General features: G+C 65.7%; 14 protein-coding genes. 5 read left to right on the forward strand and 9 right to left on the reverse strand.

Translation table 11 applies throughout. From position 1 onward, the window contains the following. Nucleotides 1–80 precede the first annotated feature (80 nt). Genes CHRYSEO8AT_RS15990 through CHRYSEO8AT_RS16000 form a run of 3 tightly spaced genes read right to left on the reverse strand, consistent with a single transcriptional unit; the run spans nt 81 to nt 5,358 of the window. Entirely contained in the window at nt 81–1,541 is a 1,461-nt protein-coding gene (locus tag CHRYSEO8AT_RS15990; protein ID WP_159851531.1) for a M81 family metallopeptidase, read from the reverse strand. Then, nucleotides 1,538–3,136 (reverse strand): serine hydrolase, encoded by a 1,599-nt coding sequence (locus CHRYSEO8AT_RS15995; protein ID WP_159851532.1) that lies wholly within the window; start codon nt 3,134–3,136, stop codon nt 1,538–1,540. Before CHRYSEO8AT_RS15995 ends, CHRYSEO8AT_RS15990 begins: the two co-directional genes overlap by 4 nt. Before the next feature lie 17 nt (nt 3,137–3,153). Continuing rightward, nucleotides 3,154–5,358: a TonB-dependent receptor gene (locus tag CHRYSEO8AT_RS16000; protein WP_159851533.1), complete on the reverse strand. Its 2,205-nt coding sequence runs from the start codon at nt 5,356–5,358 to the stop codon at nt 3,154–3,156. Between the two features lie 159 nt (nt 5,359–5,517). On the opposite strand from CHRYSEO8AT_RS16000, the gene CHRYSEO8AT_RS16005 reads away from it, so the two are divergent. From CHRYSEO8AT_RS16005 to CHRYSEO8AT_RS16025, 5 genes are read left to right on the forward strand one after another with little or no spacing between them, the layout of a single operon-like run. Next, a complete protein-coding gene (locus tag CHRYSEO8AT_RS16005) occupies nt 5,518–6,672 on the forward strand; it encodes an FAD-binding oxidoreductase (RefSeq protein ID WP_159851791.1) in 1,155 nt (384 codons plus the stop codon). Then, nucleotides 6,669–7,055 (forward strand): RidA family protein, encoded by a 387-nt coding sequence (locus CHRYSEO8AT_RS16010; RefSeq protein WP_159851534.1) that lies wholly within the window; start codon nt 6,669–6,671, stop codon nt 7,053–7,055. The genes CHRYSEO8AT_RS16005 and CHRYSEO8AT_RS16010 overlap by 4 nt, the downstream gene beginning before the upstream one ends. Nucleotides 7,056–7,085: 30 nt before the next feature. Next, nucleotides 7,086–7,742 (forward strand): helix-turn-helix domain-containing protein, encoded by a 657-nt coding sequence (locus tag CHRYSEO8AT_RS16015; protein WP_159851535.1) that lies wholly within the window; start codon nt 7,086–7,088, stop codon nt 7,740–7,742. A gap of 19 nt (nt 7,743–7,761) precedes the next feature. Then, nucleotides 7,762–9,150, forward strand: a complete 1,389-nt coding sequence (locus CHRYSEO8AT_RS16020; RefSeq protein ID WP_159851536.1) for an MFS transporter — start codon at nt 7,762–7,764, stop codon at nt 9,148–9,150. Nucleotides 9,151–9,210: 60 nt separating this feature from the next. Beyond that, nucleotides 9,211–10,398, forward strand: a complete 1,188-nt coding sequence (locus CHRYSEO8AT_RS16025; protein ID WP_159851537.1) for an aromatic amino acid transaminase — start codon at nt 9,211–9,213, stop codon at nt 10,396–10,398. A 382-nt stretch (nt 10,399–10,780) separates the two neighbouring features. Here CHRYSEO8AT_RS16025 and CHRYSEO8AT_RS16030 read toward each other — a convergent pair whose 3' ends face one another. The 6 genes from CHRYSEO8AT_RS16030 to CHRYSEO8AT_RS16055 all read right to left on the reverse strand — a co-directional run bounded on the left by CHRYSEO8AT_RS16030 (nt 10,781) and on the right by CHRYSEO8AT_RS16055 (nt 17,418). Then, nucleotides 10,781–11,782, reverse strand: a complete 1,002-nt coding sequence (locus tag CHRYSEO8AT_RS16030; RefSeq protein WP_236547583.1) for a DUF3363 domain-containing protein — start codon at nt 11,780–11,782, stop codon at nt 10,781–10,783. A gap of 530 nt (nt 11,783–12,312) precedes the next feature. Next, nucleotides 12,313–12,510 carry a hypothetical protein gene (locus tag CHRYSEO8AT_RS16035; protein ID WP_159851539.1) on the reverse strand — a complete coding sequence of 66 codons (198 nt, stop codon included), beginning with the start codon at nt 12,508–12,510 and terminating at the stop codon, nt 12,313–12,315. 307 nt (nt 12,511–12,817) lie between these two features. Continuing rightward, nucleotides 12,818–13,765, reverse strand: coding sequence for a DUF2493 domain-containing protein (locus CHRYSEO8AT_RS16040; RefSeq protein WP_159851540.1), 948 nt, complete (start codon nt 13,763–13,765; stop codon nt 12,818–12,820). Between the two features lie 571 nt (nt 13,766–14,336). Beyond that, nucleotides 14,337–14,756: a single-stranded DNA-binding protein gene (locus CHRYSEO8AT_RS16045; protein WP_159851541.1), complete on the reverse strand. Its 420-nt coding sequence runs from the start codon at nt 14,754–14,756 to the stop codon at nt 14,337–14,339. Nucleotides 14,757–14,789: 33 nt separating this feature from the next. Continuing rightward, complete coding sequence (locus CHRYSEO8AT_RS16050; protein ID WP_159851542.1) at nt 14,790–15,158, reverse strand: hypothetical protein; 369 nt, start codon at nt 15,156–15,158, stop codon at nt 14,790–14,792. A gap of 277 nt (nt 15,159–15,435) precedes the next feature. Further along, nucleotides 15,436–17,418, reverse strand: coding sequence for a ParB N-terminal domain-containing protein (locus CHRYSEO8AT_RS16055; RefSeq protein WP_159851543.1), 1,983 nt, complete (start codon nt 17,416–17,418; stop codon nt 15,436–15,438). Between the last annotated feature and the right edge of the window lie 94 nt (nt 17,419–17,512).

Genomic DNA, 17,512 nt, shown 5'->3' on the forward strand with positions numbered 1-17,512 from the left:
AGCCCCGCCCTGAGAAATGTGCGAGCAGACGTCCCATATTCCCATTTTCAGCATAGACTCGGTAGGTGTGGGCGCTGGATTCACGCCGGTAGGATCAGGTTCCTGTAGGGCAGCGTCGAAAGATCCATATTCAGCGATCCGGGGGCGTTGCAGTAGATCATCGCGGCGGCCATGGGCGCGAACGCCGCCTGAAAATGCTGGGTCGATTTGACCACCACGACACGCTTCTCAGACAGGTCGATACCCATCGCGGTGAAACATTCCGGCGAGAATACCTGCTGGCGGATGGAGTTGATGATCACATCAATGCCGCCGATCCGAACCGCGACCGCTAGACCGAGAGGCTCGCTCAGCTTGCCCGTCAAGCCGCGCTGCAGCCCGTCTTCCCTGACGGCTATAACCTCGACCTCGGCATCGACCGGCAGTCCCGACATGGGGCCGATCTTGCCGCCTATGCGCAGCGGGATATGAGCCCCGACACCGGCGTCCGCTGCGATGAGGGCGGCCTGCGGATCCCAGATCATGCCAAGCGCGGCGTCGGTCTGGCCACGTTCGATAAGGGCCCGCAGGATGAAGGTGCTGTCGCACGCCGCACCGCCTCCCGGATTGTCCGCTCCATCGGCGATCACGATCGGACGGTCGTTCGCCAGCTGTTGATCCGCCTCAGCAAGGACGTCCTCGACGCCGCGCATCCGACCCGCCGCCGTACCCGAACTGACCTCGGCGAAGCCACGGACCATTTCGTCGGCGGTGGCGTCCGCCAAATCGGGTTGCGATCCATCGTGGACGACAAGCGAGGCCGATCCTGTGTGCGTGCTGTCAGACCATGGAAATCCATGCATCATGGAAACCGAAAGCACGCCATCGCGCCCCTCATGGCCGAACAGGCCCTCGACGAACGTCTGCATAGGACCTTCGGTCGTGCCTATTGGGCCGACAACCGGCCCCCGCCTATAGACCGTGCGAGGTGCAATTTCGTCCCGTCTCGTGCGTTCCAGAAGGTCGTAAAGTTCGCCGACCCGGTCGCGGTAGTCGGTGTGGGGATATTGCTTACACCCGATCAAGACGGTTGCGCTGTCGATCATCTGGGCGGTGACATTGCCATGCAGATCAAGCACAGCCCCAACGGGCATATCCGCGCCCACCAGATCGCGGACCTGAGCCAGGATGTCGCCCTCGCAGTCATCATAGCCCTCGGCCATCATGGCGCCGTGCAGGACAAGCACGATTAGATCGGGCCGGGCGGCTGCGATACCCTCCAGCAGTTCCGACCGCAGGCGTTCATAGACGGGACGCGGCAGGGGACCGGACGGCTGGGTCCAGGCGCAAAGGCCGGCGACAACCTCGTGACCTCTCGCTTCACCCAGTTCGACCGCGTCGCCATAGGCGGGAAATGTCAGGGCCTGCGACAGGGTCCGGGCGTCTCCCTGTCGATGCAGGATGTCCGCCTCGAACGCGCGCAGGCTGGTGGGTATGGGCGAGAAGCTGTTGGTCTCGTGCGATAGAGAGCCGACAAAAACCCGCAGCCTGGGGCCGCTCATGTCTGTTGCCGCTCGAAGCGCAGGCGGCGGGTGCGACCGGCGCTGAAGGCGAACCCCGTCCCGTCCGTATCGAACTCGACGAACCCGCCCAGACCGAAATGCGCCATGTCGATGGACGTCGCCCGCCACAGCGACGCGCCCATATAGCTCAAGCTGTAACGGACCGCGTTCCATCGCCCCTCGAAGGTCAGGGTCGTTTGATCGCCGTCCACCGTCAGCACGCCGGTCGTGCCCGTCGATGCCGAGGCATAGAGACCCGCGCGGTCGGTCATGTCAGGCTGCGGCCCCGGCTCCAGACGCGCCAGCACTTCGGGCTTGCCCCATTGGATGTAGGCCAACTGCGCCGGTGCGGGATCGCCCGCAGGGGCGTCCACAACGGCGTCGAAGATTCGGTAGGCGGAATGCAGCCTGCCCACAGCGTCGCGCCGGGCCGGGATGGTGGCCCCGCCCAGCCCGATCAGTTGGCGGCCTTCATGCTCCAGCAACTGAAGCGTCGATCCCGTCGCCGGATCGTAATACAGGCCTGTGATATTCGTCCCCGTCACATCTTCGAGCGCCGGGCCTAGGGCGGGGACACAGGCGTCGATGATTCGGTCAGCCAGGCTCATGGTGTCCACGCCTGCCCGGTTCGTGATGATGATGATGTCCAAGCCAACGCCAGGCGCCTTGATCATCTGGCAGCCGCCGCCCATCACCGTGCCGCCGTGTTCGATGGTGGCTAAGCCCCGGTAGTCTCCGACGGACAGACCCAGGCCGTAGCGGGTCGAATAGCCGCTCTTGAGGATGAAGGGCGAGGTCATCACCGCCCAGGTCTCGGCCGTGCCGACGACGGGGCGGTCCATGTGGGCCATCCAGCGCAGCATGTCGTCGACCGTGGAGACCATGCCGCCCTCGCCGCTCACCTCCATGCCCATATAGTCCTTGGTGAACGCCCCATCCTTGCCGAGCATATGCAGCGTCGCGCTGTTCGGCACGAAGTCGGTGTCCACGCGGCGCAACAGGGTGTCCATCATGCCGATGGGTTCGAATACCCGTTCGCGCAGCACGTCTTCGAGCCGTTGTCCGGTCAGGCGCTCGATCGCGACGCTCAGGGCGGTGTAGCCCCCGTTGTTGTAGGACCAGGATGTTTCGGGTTCGAAGTTGACCGTGTCCTGTGCGGCGAACAGATCCAGCGTATCGGCATGAGACATATAGTGCCCCATGCCGTTCAACTGCATCGACAGGTCCAGAGAACAACGCAAGCCGCTGGTGTGGCTCATCAACTGACGCATGGTGACGCCATCCGCCACCGCCGGCGACATCTCCGGGATATGCTTGCGGACAGGATCGTCGAGCGACGCCAAGCCGTCCTCGACCAACAGCATATAGGCCAGGGCGGCGAAATGCTTGGTGGTGGAGCCGATCCGCATGCGGATGTTGGGCGACAGGGTCTGATTCTGTTCCAGGTTCGCAAGCCCGAATCCCTTGCGATAGACGGGCGTGCCGCCGATCGCGATCCCCACCGCCACACCCGGGGCATGGCTCGTGTCATAGTCCACAAAGATGGCATCGATCGTCTTTGCGTCGACCGAGGGTATGGCGGCAGCGTCGGACATTTATGATTCCACAGATGCTAAAAGCGCTTCGTCAGCGTCAGCCCGACGGTCCTGGGCCGCAAGGGGGTGATCTGTATCGGCCCCCCCGCCACGGAGAAGCTCGTTGTCGCCGACAACTCGCCGAACTCGTCGAACAGGTTTCGGACGTAGACCTGAGCACGCACGCCGTTCAGGTCGATGCCGGCGCGCAGATCGACCGTAGTGTAGTCCGGCAGGGCGTGCTGCGGCGTACCGGCGCTTAGGTCGAAGCTTGAAACCCGGTCATCGACATACCGCACTGTGGCGCCGACGTCCGCGTCATAGCCGCCCAGCGAGAATCCATAGTCGGCGGACAAGGCGACGGTGACGTTCGGACTGTCCGGCAGGGTGTCGCCCTTCAGACCGCCGAGATCCGGCGAGTCCGCATCGAGTTCAGCGTCCAGAAAACTGGCTGCGGCGACGAGGGACAGGGCGGACGTCGGACGCGCTGTCACGGTGAGTTCCGCACCCTTGATCGCCGCCGAACTGGCGTTGGCGACGACGCCGACACCGTTACGCAGCGCCACGATCTGAAGATCCTGCCAGTCGATATAGTAGACGCCTGCATCCACGCTGAAGCGGCCGTCGGCAGTGCTGGCCTTATAGCCCGCTTCATAGCTTTCGAGACTGTCTGAATCGAACGTGGGCGGCGCAAGCGGGTTGCCGGTCACCGGGTCATTCAGCACCATGTTGGGGCCGCCGGGACGGTAGCCAGTGGCATAGCGCAAATAGCCGATGGATCGGTCGGTCAGGCGGTAGCGCGCATTGGCCAGATAGGTCGTCACATTCTCGTTCGAACTGCGCTTCGGCGCCGGCCCGCCCAGCAGACCCGAGGCGTTTTGTTCATAGGTCTGGTCGTTGGTCGCGTAACGAAGGCCGCCAGAGAGGTCGAGGCGATCCGTCACATGCCATGTCAGGGTCCCGAACGCCGCTGTCTCTTCGTAGAGACTCGGCAGTTCTGCCGTCAGTAGGTTTAGGGGGAAGGGCGCGCCCGTGGGATCGGTCGCCGGTAAGGTCTGCAACTGGAAGCTCTTCTCTCGTGTGTAGAAACCACCGACGATCCAGTCAAATGCGCCCACACTGCCCGCCAGCCGGGCCTCCTGAGTAAATTTGTCGGTGTTCACCGCCTTGACCAGAGGCGTGGACCCCAGCGCCAGCCCGAAGCCGCCCAACAACGGCACATAGAGCGCCGATACGTCCGTCACATAGTCGACGTCGCTGGTCTGGTAGCTGGTTATCGAGGTCAGTTGCACCGGGCCGAAATCGTAGTCGATCACTGCGCTGGCCAGACGGAACGACTGGGCGAAGGGTTCGTCGAAACGCCGCTGATCGTATTCGCTGTCGACCGGCCTGCCCGTCGCGCCGATGAAATCGACCGAACCCGATCCGTCCCGCTCGATCTCTTGGGCGAAGCCCGTCAGGCGGATCGACAAGGCGTCGGTCGGATTGAACAGGAGATCGCCTCGGCCGCCATACACTTTGGACTGGTTCACGTCCTCGACCCCGGACAGCCGGTTATCTACGAACCCGCCGTCCTCGGTGTAGAACCCGTTGAGCCTCACAGCCGCCGTATCGCCGGCGAACGGAGCGTTCACCGCCGCCGCCAGGTCGTAGCCGATCCCTCCATGCGCGGTCGTCGACACCCCCGCGCGCAATCCCCCGCCGAAGCGGGTCGGATCGGGGGCCTTCGTAACGTACTTAAGCAGCCCGCCCATGGTGCTGGCGCCATAAAGCGTCCCCTGCGGACCGCGCAGGACTTCCACCCGATCCAGATCGAACAGCCCGACGTCCAGGGCGAGTTGCGCCGCACCGGCAAAGGAGGTGCTGGAGCCATAGGGCACTTCATCGACATAGATGCCGACGGTCGAGCCGACGTTCAGTCCGGTCGTCACGCCGCGCAGGTTGACCTGGCCCTGACCGACGCCGTTGCTTGTGAAGGACAGACTGGGGACCGTTGCTGCGAAATCCGCCAGTTGTGTCGCGCCTGCAGCCTGCAGCGCTTCCCCCGTCAGGACTGAGAGCGAAAGGGGCGTCTCGCTGGCCCGCTCCTCTCGCTTCTGCGCGGTGACGATGATGTCGCCCACCTGCGTCGCGTCACTTGCCGAGTTGGCGCTTTGGGCGAGCGCCGGCGAGGCGCAAAGCGCGGTCGAAGCCAGAAGGAACGCCAGGCTGATACGCGAACGGTGGTTGCGACAGACAATCATGATGGAGCCCCTCGATGATGCGCGAACCACAATCAATCATGAGATGTTTCTGTCAAGAGAAAAAGTCTCTTGCAATAGACGCTGCTACCGGTTCAGGATTTGCCATCTGACGTGCCGGAACAAGTTTACGGAATCGTCGCTCTCAAGCCCTGGGACGAAATGAAATACGATTTCATCGTGGTCGGCGCGGGAATCGCTGGCGCATCCGTCGCCTACGAACTGTCAGAGACAGCCCGGGTCTGCGTCATCGAGCGCGAAGCCCTCCCAGGTCGGCACGCGACGGGTCGTTCGGCCGCGCTGTTCGCGCCCAGTTATGGAGGGGCCGCCGTTCGCGCCCTGACACGGGCCAGCCGAGACTTCTTCATGGTGCCTCCCGAGGGCTTCGCGGAGGAAAGGCTGCTGACACGGCGAGGCGTCCTCTATATCGCGCGGCGTGATCAACTTGATTATCTGAAGGCGATGATCACCGATATCGGCCGTTCGGGCGGTGCGATCGAACGGGTCGATGTCGCCAGAGTTCTGGAAACCGTTCCCCTCCTGAAATCCAACTACGTCGCCGGAGCCGCATTCGACCACGACGCCCAGGACATCGACGTCGATGCGCTCTATCAAGGCTTTCTGCGCGGAGCTCGGACCCGCGGCGCGACGCTACTGATCGATGTCGGCGACCCGGTGATCGAGCGGATTGCCGATCTTTGGACGATCAATCTTCCGACGCAGAGCATCGAAGCGCCGGTGTTGATCAATGCGGCCGGAGCCTGGGGTGACCACGTCGCTGTAGGCGTCGGCGCGCGCCCTCTGGGCCTGCAGCCGTTGAGACGGACGGCCGTCCTGGTTGATCCGCCGGCCGGAACGAACATCGCCGCATGGCCTGCCGTGATCGACGTCGATGAGGAATTCTACTTCAAGCCCGACGCGGGCAAACTGCTGATCTCACCTGCCGACGAGACGCTCGTCGAGGCGTGCGATGTCCAGCCGGAAGAGTTGGACATCGCGATCGGAGTGGATCGGGTCCAGGCGGCCCTCACCCTGGAAGTGGAACGCGTCAACCACAGTTGGGCGGGTCTGCGCACCTTTGCTCCGGACCGCGCGCCCGTCATTGGCTTCGACCCTGAGGCGCCAGGCCTGTTCTGGTCCGTCGGCCAGGGGGGGTACGGCATTCAGACGGCTCCGGCCTGGGCGCGGACCGCCGCAGCCCTCGCACGCGGTGAGGCTGTTCCTGACGACATCGCGCGCGAAGGCGTCACCGCCGCCGATCTCTCTCCCGGCCGGTTCGGGGAAACAACTTCGGGCAAGAACAAGGTCGCTCAATGAAAATCCACGGCAAGCCGCTCATCGGACCTGGCGGCGCGGTGCTGCCCCTGTCGGCGGCCGTCGAGACCGACGGCCTCGTCTTCGTCTCCGGACAACTGGCCTTAGTCGACGGTCGGGTCGAGGGCGACATCACGGCGCAGACCGAACGCACCTTTGACGCCATCTCGGCCATCCTGGAAAGCGTGGGCATGGGTCTCGACAATGTGGTCAAGGCGACGGTCTGGCTGACCGATCCAGGCGACTTCAACGCCTTCAACTCTGTCTACGCCAAACGCCTTTCCGCGCCCTTCCCGGCCCGTTCGTGCGTCGTTTCTCAGCTCGTGCTACCGAATGCTCGCGTAGAGATCGAGGTCGTGGCCAGCCGCCAGCCTCGACGAAAATAATCCGGCCTTGGGCTGGATGGGCAGGACACGATGGCGAACGACAGCGGCACTCTCGGCAACCTCATTAGGATCGTGCGGCAGCGCAACGGCTGGACCCTGCGCGAGATGAGCGCTGTCGTCGGCATACCCCTATCGACCCTCGCCAAGGTCGAAACAGACAAGCTATCGCTGACCTACGACAAGCTTCAGCAGTTCACGGCCAGGCTCGGCCTGACCATGGCCGAGTTCCTAGCGCAGGGCGAGCCGGCGGGCGAGGCCGTCTCTTCGCCGGCCGTCATGGGGCGGCGAAGCCTGACCACCAGCGGCAACTCCGTCCATATCAAGACGCCGAACTACGACTACGAATACCTCTGCGCCGATCTTCGCCAGAAGCGGATGGTGCCCATCATCACTCGGGTTCACACCCGCGATATCGGTGAGTTCGGCGAGGCCGTCAGGCACAAGGGCGAGGAATTCGTCTTCGTGCTGGAAGGGGCGATCGAGGTCCATCTGCAGTTCTACACCCCCATCGTCCTGCAGACGGGACAGGGCGTCTATCTCGATAGCGCCATGAGCCACGCCTACGTCTGCAAGGACTGCGACAGCGCTCTGATCCTGGGCGTGTGTTCGAGCGAAGATCCCGATCTAGCGGGCGAGCTGATCAGCCTAGCGGAAGAAGAAGCCAAGCAGACGGCCGAGCCCGCGTAACGCCCATGAAGGGGACATCTTGAGCATCACCACACCGCCGGACGTCCCCGAAGTCGCCGCCATAGAAGCCCCAGCCCCGTTCTCGGCCTGGTTTGCCGTGGCCATACTGGTCGGCGTCACCATATTCGCCTTCGTCGATCGGCAAATCCTTGCGGTGGTCGCATCACCCCTGAAGCAATCCCTTGGCCTGACGGATCTGCAACTGGGAGCCATGCAGGGCCTGGGACTGGCCTTGTTCGCGGCGATCGCCAGCTATCCGATCGCCTGGCTCGCGGACCGCTTTGATCGTCGCCTGATCCTGTGCATCGGGATCGCGGTCTGGTCCGTCGCCACCGCCGCCTGCGCCTTTCAGACGACCTTCGAAGGCCTGCTCTTGGCGACAATTGGAATCGCTGTCGGCGAGGCGGGCCTGGGGCCGATCATCTGGGCCGTCATTCCGGATCTGTTTCCAGGCCGCCAACGCGCCACCGCCAACCTGGTGTATTTCCTCGCCGCTATTCTGGGGACGGCCTTGGGCTTAAGCATAAGCGGCGCCACGTTCGGCTGGCTCGCCACGCATGGCGCGACCCTGCCCGGCCTCCTGGGCGAGATGGAGCCCTGGCGGACGACCATGTTATTCGTCGCCCTGCCCGGTCCCCTGTTCATCGCGCTGGTCGCCCTGCTGAAACTGAAGGGCAGTCGCGCCGCAGCCGTTGCGTCCGCAGAGGCCTTCGCGACCCGGCTGGCGGATAGCGGCTTCATCGCCTACGCCAGGCGGCATTTCAGGACTCTGGCCTGCGTATTCGCCGCTGTCGCCGCCTACAATATCGGCATCGCCTCCACCCTGGTCTGGTTGCCGACCGCCCTGCCCCGCATTCTGGAGATCGACCCGGCCACCGTCAGTCTTCAGCTCGGCATGGCCATCGGACCGGCCAGCCTTGTCGGCGTCGGCGTCTCCGCCCTGTGCGTCAGGTTATGGAAAGGCGACCGATCGGTCATGGCGCCGAGAATAGCCGCCATCGCCTTCCTGATCGCCGCTGCACCGACCACCCTGCTGCCTTTCGTCACCGCGACCTGGCAGGCATTGGCGTTGATCGCCGTTCAGTTCGCCGCAAGCCTCGCCGCAGCATCCGTCCTGCCCAGCATCATTCAGGACATCAGCCCGCCCCACCTGCGCGCCCGCAACTTCGGGGTCATGACGATCGTGGCCCTGGTGCCCCAAGGGCTCAGCCCCCTGATCATCGGCGCTCTCTCGGAAATGTTCGGCGGCGCCCACGGGCTGATTTCGGCGATCGCGATCGTCGGCGCCCCGGCCTGGCTTCTGGCGGCGGTGTTGATCTGGCTTTGCCAGAACGGGTTTCGCCGTACCGTTGCCGAGGTTCAGTCGATCCATTCCATCTCCACGGAGCCTCAGAATGCCGCTTCGTAAGAGGCTGCCCGACAGACGGAACTATGGACCAGCCGACACGCATAGTTCCAAGGCCGACGCATGAGCCTTTCGGACACGGTCTTTGACGGTCTCTCGCCGCAGCAACCCGACGGACTGCTGGCGCTCATCGGCGCCTACCGCGCCGACCCGCGGCCGAACAAACTGGACCTCGGCGTCGGCGTCTATCGCGATCAGTTCGGACAAACTCCTGTTTTCCGCGCGGTAAAGGCCGCCGAACGCTTGCTGGTGGAGCAGCAGCCGACCAAGGCCTATCTGGGTCCTGAAGGGGACATCGGTTTCCTCGAATGCCTGAGACCGATCGTGTTCGGGGCCCACAACACGGCCGAAGTGTTCGGGGTCCAAACCCCCGGCGGCACGGGCGCTCTTAGGTTGGCGGCCGAGCTTCTGGCTGCCGGTCGACCAAACGCGCGGCTGTTCATGGGTGAGCCGACATGGCCAAACCACCCGCAAATCTTTGAGCCCGCCGGTCTTCAGATCGTCCGGTACAGCTATTTCGACGCCGTCAGACAAACCGTGCGTTTCGAAACCACGATGCAGGCGCTGGCGACAGCGTCTGCGGGCGACGCCATCTTGTTACAGGCCTGCTGCCACAATCCGACCGGGGCGGACCTTTCCGCCGACCAGTGGGACGCGGTGGCCGACCTCATCGACACACGAAGGATCACACCGATCATCGACCTGGCCTATCAGGGTCTGGGATCGGGGCTGGACAACGATGCCGCCGGCATGCGCCGCGTCCTCGAAGCCGCGCCCGAAGCACTGGTGGCCTATTCCTGCGACAAGAATTTCGGACTTTACCGTGAGCGTACAGGCGCGCTGTTCGCCCTCGCGCGTAACCCGGCCAATCTGGCCAATGCGGCGTCGAACATCCTGGCTCTGGCCCGCGCGAACTGGTCCATGCCGCCGGATCACGGGGCGGCCACGGTCCGCGTGATCCTGGAAGACGCGAGGTTGACTGAGTTATGGACAGCCGAACTTGAGGCTATGCGCCGACGCCTCGTAGATGTGCGGACGGCGCTTGCCAAACATGCGTCGAGCCTCGCGTCGGTCAAAGGACAAAATGGCCTATTCGCCTGCCTGTCTCTGACGCCAGAACAAGTCAGCGCACTGCGTGAGAAACACGCCGTCTATTGCGCGGCATCCGGTCGTATCAATCTCGCTGGGTTGACGGCGGAGAGCATACCTGTGTTCAGCCGCGCCTATCAGGCGGTGCAGCGGAACGATTGACGGCCAGACTAAACGCACCGGATTGCGACTGCGAGATCGCCGAAAGTCTGTTGATCCAAAGGCTGCCATCCCTTGAAAATCCATCCGTCCGACCCCCAAAAATCCATCCGGTCGGAAACGATTTCAGATCCGTGCAGCCATAGATCGGCGGTCGAGGCTTTCTCAACATGGTCGCGCTTCCACACGATAAGCCAAGAAGCCTGCTACGGCCCAAATTCAACAGGCTGCGCAGGCCCGCGACGTCACCCTTGGGTCGGAGCGACGTAGAAGGCCTGGACGAGGTGATAACCTTCTCGCGCGACCAGATTGCGCGCCGCTCGACCTAGACATGCCGGCACGTCCCTCTAGCTACGATTCTGCGATCCGCCCCCCGGAGGTGTTTCTAGAGGCTTGCTCCATTACTCCGCCCTTGAGGTATCGTCGCGACTCCACGCTGGCCGACGGCGAACGCCACCTCCTGTCCAAATGACGGCGGCGCGACGCCGGGCTTCAGTCGCGTGTACTGCTCGACCCCAGCCTCGTCTCGAACGATAACATAGGGCTGTGCCCCCATTTCATCGTGAAACCCTGACTTGACCACCCGTCCTTGCAACCGGCCCGGCTGCGCCTGTCGGACCTCCCCGCCCGCCTCCAGCCACCGCTGGTTCATCGTCCGGATGACGTCCCGGCGCACCTGAAGCGTCCGCAGCATTGGCTCCATTTCGGGATGGAGGCGATAACGCCCACCTTGCCGCGTCGCCAGACCCAGGGCCTCCAGATGACGAAGGCGTCCGCGCGACAACGCCGTCCACGCGTCTGTTCCGCCGACCCCGTCCTCGACACCCCCGGTGGCGTCCACCGCTGCAATCAGACGCCGATCCAGGGCCGTGAACTGATCGGCATGGGTCGCCTTCCAGACTCGCCGTTCAGCGTCCTGGCGCGACAGGTCGCCCAAGAGCTCCTGCGCAGCCTCTTGGGCCCGGGCCCTGAAGCCATAGGCGATGTAGTCTTTCGGAATGACCAGATCCCGGCCATCCCCACGCTTGCCCCGCACCAGCACATGGGCATGCGGTTGGTCGGTGTCGTAGTGGCAGGCCGCTCGCCAGACGAGGTCCGGCTCGCCGAGGTCCGCCGAAACCCGGGCCATGACCTCGCGCACATAGGCTTTCAGGTCCGCGATACGATCGCCATGCTCCGGCGAGATGATGAAGCGGAAATGATGCCGATCCCCTCCCCAACCGCCGATCATTTCCGCGGGATGAACATCATCCGAGGCGCGATCGAAGAACTCGGGGCGCGATCCTTCCAGCCCGGCGCCGGCCCGCCCGAGGTAGGCGACATGCTTGGCAAGGGCCGCGCCGCGCTCGGCACCCCTGCCCCCATGCCGAGAGATCAGCGCCTTCACGATCACTCGCTGGCGCACGTCAGGCCGGAAGGACCGGCCTGACCGGCTCTGCGCCGAACGAAGAACCCCTGATCGGTCGCCCAGGGCGAACATCCTGGAACTCGCCAGGCGGCGCATGATGCCGACCCGAACCCCGACCTTGTCGGGTTTCAAAGACAGCGGCAGGCGAACATCAAGTGTCTTTTCCGCAAGCGCCGGCGCCGGCTCGACCCGCGCTGCAATTCTGTCGCTGACCCGCATGATCCGCCTCCGCATCCTCTGCGGCAGGGCGTCGGAACAAGAACTCAGCGCAAGTCGTCCGACGCCTCAGACGCTGCCGCTAAACCACGGACAGAATACGAGAAACAGGAACCGCCAAAAACCTCCTTTTATCTTGCCCTCACCCCCATTTTCGGATTCCCGACACATCCCACCAAACTTGATCAGACGCCGCCACACCCAATCAACATCGTCCGACCGGACGCCGCTGCGGTCTCGCGCTCAAGCTCGACAGACGAAGACCTGCCCGACCGAAGTCGAGCAGAGCGCCGTCAGTCCTCGAAATCCAGTTCCTCGACCTCGTCCCAGAACGCCGGCTCGCTCGGGTCGAATCGCCGAATGCACAGATCCTCCCAGGCTCCCGCCCCGAGCGCCGCCTCAACCGCCTCTCTCTGTTCCGCGGCCCAGGTGTCTTCGTCCTCGGTCAAGCCAAAGGCGTCTTCCGGCTTTTCCCAATCCGGCTCCATCATGGTCCTTCTCCATCGAACATCGCTCCCAGCGAGCGACGATGAAGCGGCGGGGCATGACAGGGCGCCCGGCAGTCACCGCAGCGGTCCGCCGCTTTGGCGGGCCGCGAAGGGGAACGGCGCAGCCGTTGACTTCCGGGCTGTCATGACACGATGCGCAAGCGTCGTGCGCAGAGCCCGCGTCCGCGACCAGCGGACGCCCCGTTCGCAAGCCCGAAGGGCGCAGCGAGACCGCAGAAGAGGCGCGCCCGACAGCGAAAAAAAGGCCCGCCCGGCCGAAGCCGAGCGGGAGGGGTTTGCCTTCAGGTCTTCAGGCTGAGCGCGCCCGGATCGGCATATGCCGCAGCCCGTGCTCCGTCGCCTTTTGCCCGAGGTTGAGCGCCGGTCCGAACGGCCGCGGATCGCCCGACCGATCCCGATCCACCGAATGCGCCAAGGTCAGGCAGCAGCTCGGTTCCAGCGCGATCAGATCGTCATTCGCCCGGAAGGGGGCCGCCTTGCGGTGAGCGTCAAAGTCGGCGCGGGCGAGGATCAGTTTGACGCCCTTCTGCTGGGCCCATTTGATCGCCAGCTTCTCCGCGCCTTTCGCCCCGGTCGTCGCAAGAGCCATGTCGGGCCATTCCTGTTTCGCCCAGTTCAGGGCGTCGAAGATCCGGCTCGCGTCCACTGCGGTGTCCGCCGTGGGCGCACCTCGGAAGGCGATCACCGGACCGCCGGGGTCGGCCTCTCCAGCCTTCCGACTGCGGATCGCCCGGATCGCCTGTTTCGCCTCCAGCTGCGCCGCCGTCAGATGCGTGCCGCGCCGCGAGCCGCGCCAGGCGGTCCAGACCTCCCCGGTCGCGACCGTCCAGGTCTGCGAGGCCGCGTCCCGGATGAGCTCGCAGGCACGGGTTGCGGCGTCGCCCGCCCGCGCCTTGGCCGTCGCCTCCTGAAGCTCGGTGTCGGCGGCTTCCGATCCATCGAAGTCGCGGTCGAGCGATCGCATCGTGTCGCGCGCGCGGTCGGCGTCCCGTTCGATCCGCCCCGCCGCCGAATGAAAGGCGCCGATCAGGGCTTCCCCCAGGGTCGTCTGATAGTCCTCCAAGGCCGTGTTGGAGATCACATCCACCAGTTCGGTCATGAGCGCGCGCCCGAGCTGGACCAGGGCGTCCTCCGTCGGATGCGGCCGATCCGCGTTCAGGGACGCGGTCAGGTCGTCGAAGGCGGAGTCGGACTTCTGGGCAGCGGAGGCGGTGAAGGGATGGCTGTAGAAGGTCATTGGAACAGTCCTTGAGAATGCCGAGCGCCCCATGCGCAACGACCCCGGTCTTGGCCACAGCGGGGTCCCCGGCAGTCACCGGAACGGAGGGCCGCTCGCCCTCCGTGGAGGGGAACGGCGGAGCCGTTGACTTCCGGGGTGCTGTGACAAGATCGGAGGGCGTTGTGTGGGGGCAGGTCGTCGTCGCCCTTCGCGACGACGACACCCCTCGGCGCCGTCGCGCCGATACGGACGAAGAGACATCACCCTTCGTGTCGGTTGACGCCGGCGCGCCGGCGGCCTGCGCGATCGCCGATCCCACGCGCGCCGCAGGCATCCGGATGACCTGTTCATCGGTCGAGACCCGAAGGGCTTGTCCTAGGTCCCTCGCCTCGTTTGCGTGAGGCGTTCGAGCGCGATCCGTTCGGCGCAGCCAGCCCTCTTTCCCTACACCGAGACCGAGACCGCCCTCGGAAACGCCCGTGTTGCGGGGTCGATCCGGCCGCTGGGGTCTCCGTGCCTTTCCCCTCAATCGCAGACGAAAAACGGCCCGACGCCTGCGCATCGGGCCGTTCTTCGCATCTTCCGCCAATCAGAACGGGATGTCGTCGTTCAGGTCGTAGCCGCCCGCCGGTTCCTGGACGCCGCCGCCCTCGGCCGGGTCTGCCTGTTCGTCGTGGTCGCGGCGGTTCTTCAGCCGGATGTCGCCGACGATCAGGCGCAGGTCGTAGTGTTCGACCCCGTCCTTTCCGGTCCAAGTGTCGTTCTCGACGTGGCCCTGGATCACGACCCGGCTGCCCTTGCGGGCGAACGGCGCGATGTAGCGTTCCGCCGTGGCCTCGTTGAAGCAGAGGCAGTTGAAGCCGGTCGTCCGTTCGCCGGGCGTGCCGTCGCTGCGGCGGAAACGGGTGGTCTCCAGCACGCGGAAGCTCGCCCGCTTCTTGCCCGAACCCTGGGCGGAGAGGATGGACGGGTCGGCGGCCAGATAGCCTTCGATGACGAGGGTTTGCATGGTCAGTCTCCTGTTGATGAGGGTTTCGGAAAATCAGGCGGCGGCGCGTTCGGGATCGGCGACGCCGGACGCCGTGCCGGCGTCGCGGTCCCCAGCCCAGTCGAGGACGGTGAGCCGGTTGATCACCAGCTCCTTGGCCGACCTCGCCTTGCCGTCCCGCGCCGTATAGGTCGTGTCGATGAAGGCGCCGATGACGACGGCCTCGCAGCCCTGGGCCAGGCCGCGCGCGATGACCTTCTCGTTCAGCCCCTTGGACCAGCTGACGCAGTTGACGCCGACCAACCGGTCCTTGCCGGCAGTGTCGACGCCCCGCTTCTCCAGCAGCCGGAACACCGCCTTGCCGAAGTCGTCGCTGACCTGGGGGTCGGCGGCGAGCCGCCCGGTGAACATCATGGATTGCATGTCAGTCTCCTGTCGATCCGAAGCGCCGGGGAGCCGATCTCCCTCATCCCGCTTCACCCCGAACCTCCCTTCCTCCGGGCTTTCCTCCTGCCGGACGGGCCTTCGCCCGCCCGGCCGCAGCCTAGGCGGCGCATCCGTTCAGGACGGCCGCAGGGATGTCGCCGCAGCACCGCCTCGACGACGTCCGCCCGGTCGACAGGCACGAACATACGGGCAGCGAAGACAACGCCGCCCCGACCAGGGTCGGGACGACGTTTCGGCCTCTCGATACGAGGGATCAGGCGGCGACGGGACCGAGCGCGGCCTCGCCCGCCTCGGTGACGGCGAAGGCGCCGACGCCGTCGTCATCGCCGTCTTCCGCATCCCCGGCCGAGCCGTCTTCATCCTCCACACCGTCCGCGTCGGCGCCGGGCAGGTCTTCAACCGGCGCTCGCCAGGACAGGGCGGCTGGGGCCCAGGTTCGGGCCGCCGCCTGTTCGGCCACCCAGTCGACCAGTTCAGTCTTTCTCAGGGTCCTGGCACGGTCGTTGGCCGAGCCCATGATCTCGAGCATGTCCATCAGCAAAGCCTTCGAATGCGGCTGGAGGAACGGCGCGTCGGGCGTCCAGTGCACGGTGACGTCCGCCTCGCACAGCGCCGCCAGTTCCGTCGCCTCCGCCCGGGCGCTGCGGCGGATCTGGAAGGTCTTCTCCTCGCGCAGATCGAGGCTGATGGCCGTGATCTCGGCCAGCAAACCCATCTTGTCGCCATGGCCCAAGCCGTGGACCCAGGCGATCACTGTCTCGCCCGAGGCCTGCCAGGCGGCGCGGCGGTCGTCCAGGCGCCGGCGGACCTCGCCGTCCAGGGTCTCGATCACGCGCCCTCCAGCCGGATTGAACCCGGTGGCGAGGATGGCCAGGGCCGCCTCCGACCGCGCCACGCGCGTCCGGAGCACGATGACGGTGAACAGTCGCGCGATCAGGGCCGTCAGGGCGGCGGAGGGGTCGTCAGCCAGGGCCCGGGCCAGGGCGCGGGTCGCGACATCGGTGCGCACGGCGTGGAGGGCGTGGTTCACCCCTTCGGTCTCGGGCTCGAGCGCCGCGGCCTCGGGCGCGAGGTAGGCGTCATGCGGCGGAGGTCCGTCCGCCGGCTTCTCGGCCTCGGGATCCTCGTCGAGAATCTCGGGCTCCTCGGGCGTGTAGCAGCGCACCTCCACCCCCGCCCTCGCCGTCGGCCACATCACCATCGTCGTCACCACCCGTCCGCCGCATCCGGTCTGGTCGGCCGCGATCCTCGCGTGGATCATGTCGACGAGGGCGAGGTCCGCGACATCGGGCGGAGCGCGATCGGCCAGGGCCTGCCGCGCGGCCTCGACCCGCGCGGTATAGACCTCCATCTCTGCGCGATAGCGCGCCATCGCCTCGGCCGGCAGGCTGCCGCCATAGACATAGCCGAGCGCCTCCAAGTCGTCAGGCAGGTCCGGTTCGGGGCCGGCGGTGACGTGGACGGCGATCCCCTCCGCCTCGAAGACGGCGGCGATGCCTCGGGCGCGTTTCAGCCACAGGTCTGTTAGGAGATCCGGGTCGAGTAGGACGGGAGCGAGCTCGCCGAACAGGTCGCTTTCGGTGCGCCCGCCAGCGTCGCTGTAGGCGGCCTGATCGACCAGGGCGCATCTCCGGTCGTGCGTGGTGATGCGGGCGTCGTCGAGCCGTTCGAGGATGCGCCAGTCCTGGAAGCCGTGGCCGGCCAGAGCCGCCTCGGCGAGTTCCGCCTGTTCGGCCTTCTCGGGAAGACGGGCGAGGAGCCGGGCCTGTTTCAACGTCAGGCGGCCGCCCTTCAGGGCGAGGAGGGCCGCCGAGGGAAGGCCGGACAGCGCCGCCAGCCGCTTGATCTCGATCTCGGCATAGCCCAGCGCCTTGGCGATCACGCCCACGGTCAGCTTCGATTTCAGCATCCGGCCGATGGCGGCTATGACGTCGGCGACATGGACGGGTACGGCCGTGTTGGTGAGCAGGACGGCGGCGGCCTGGCGGGCGGGATCGGTCTCGACGAAGACATCGACGGGATGGTCCTCGTCGATCTCCCCCGCCTCCAGGAGCAGGCCCAGCGCGAGGCGGCGACGCCGCCCATCCAGGGCCATCCAGGAATCTTCCTTCCTGCCCCGTCCAGGCCGCACGGTCAGAGGCTGCAACTGGCCCGCCGCGCGCAGGGTCGCAGCAAGCGTGGGAATGTCGTTGTCCGGCGGTTCGCCGTGACGCAGGTTCTCTCGGGCGACGCCCACGTCGCCGAGGCGGACGGTGCGGCGGTCGCGGTCGAGAACGACGACCGGCGGGGGTGTCGCCCGAGAGAACCTGCGTCACGGCGAACCGCCGGAC

It is taken from the genome of Brevundimonas sp. G8 (genome assembly GCF_902506205.1).
In the GTDB taxonomy this organism is placed as follows: domain Bacteria; phylum Pseudomonadota; class Alphaproteobacteria; order Caulobacterales; family Caulobacteraceae; genus Brevundimonas.

Coding starts and splice junctions, on each gene's coding strand:
- CHRYSEO8AT_RS15990 (WP_159851531.1), bottom strand. CDS start 1,541: ATGAGCGGCCCCAGGCTGCGGGTTTTTGTCGGCTCTCTATCGCACGAG.
- CHRYSEO8AT_RS15995 (WP_159851532.1), bottom strand. CDS start 3,136: ATGTCCGACGCTGCCGCCATACCCTCGGTCGACGCAAAGACGATCGAT.
- CHRYSEO8AT_RS16000 (WP_159851533.1), bottom strand. CDS start 5,358: ATGATTGTCTGTCGCAACCACCGTTCGCGTATCAGCCTGGCGTTCCTT.
- CHRYSEO8AT_RS16005 (WP_159851791.1), top strand. CDS start 5,518: ATGAAATACGATTTCATCGTGGTCGGCGCGGGAATCGCTGGCGCATCC.
- CHRYSEO8AT_RS16010 (WP_159851534.1), top strand. CDS start 6,669: ATGAAAATCCACGGCAAGCCGCTCATCGGACCTGGCGGCGCGGTGCTG.
- CHRYSEO8AT_RS16015 (WP_159851535.1), top strand. CDS start 7,086: ATGGCGAACGACAGCGGCACTCTCGGCAACCTCATTAGGATCGTGCGG.
- CHRYSEO8AT_RS16025 (WP_159851537.1), top strand. CDS start 9,211: ATGAGCCTTTCGGACACGGTCTTTGACGGTCTCTCGCCGCAGCAACCC.
- CHRYSEO8AT_RS16035 (WP_159851539.1), bottom strand. CDS start 12,510: ATGATGGAGCCGGATTGGGAAAAGCCGGAAGACGCCTTTGGCTTGACC.
- CHRYSEO8AT_RS16040 (WP_159851540.1), bottom strand. CDS start 13,765: ATGACCTTCTACAGCCATCCCTTCACCGCCTCCGCTGCCCAGAAGTCC.
- CHRYSEO8AT_RS16045 (WP_159851541.1), bottom strand. CDS start 14,756: ATGCAAACCCTCGTCATCGAAGGCTATCTGGCCGCCGACCCGTCCATC.
- CHRYSEO8AT_RS16050 (WP_159851542.1), bottom strand. CDS start 15,158: ATGCAATCCATGATGTTCACCGGGCGGCTCGCCGCCGACCCCCAGGTC.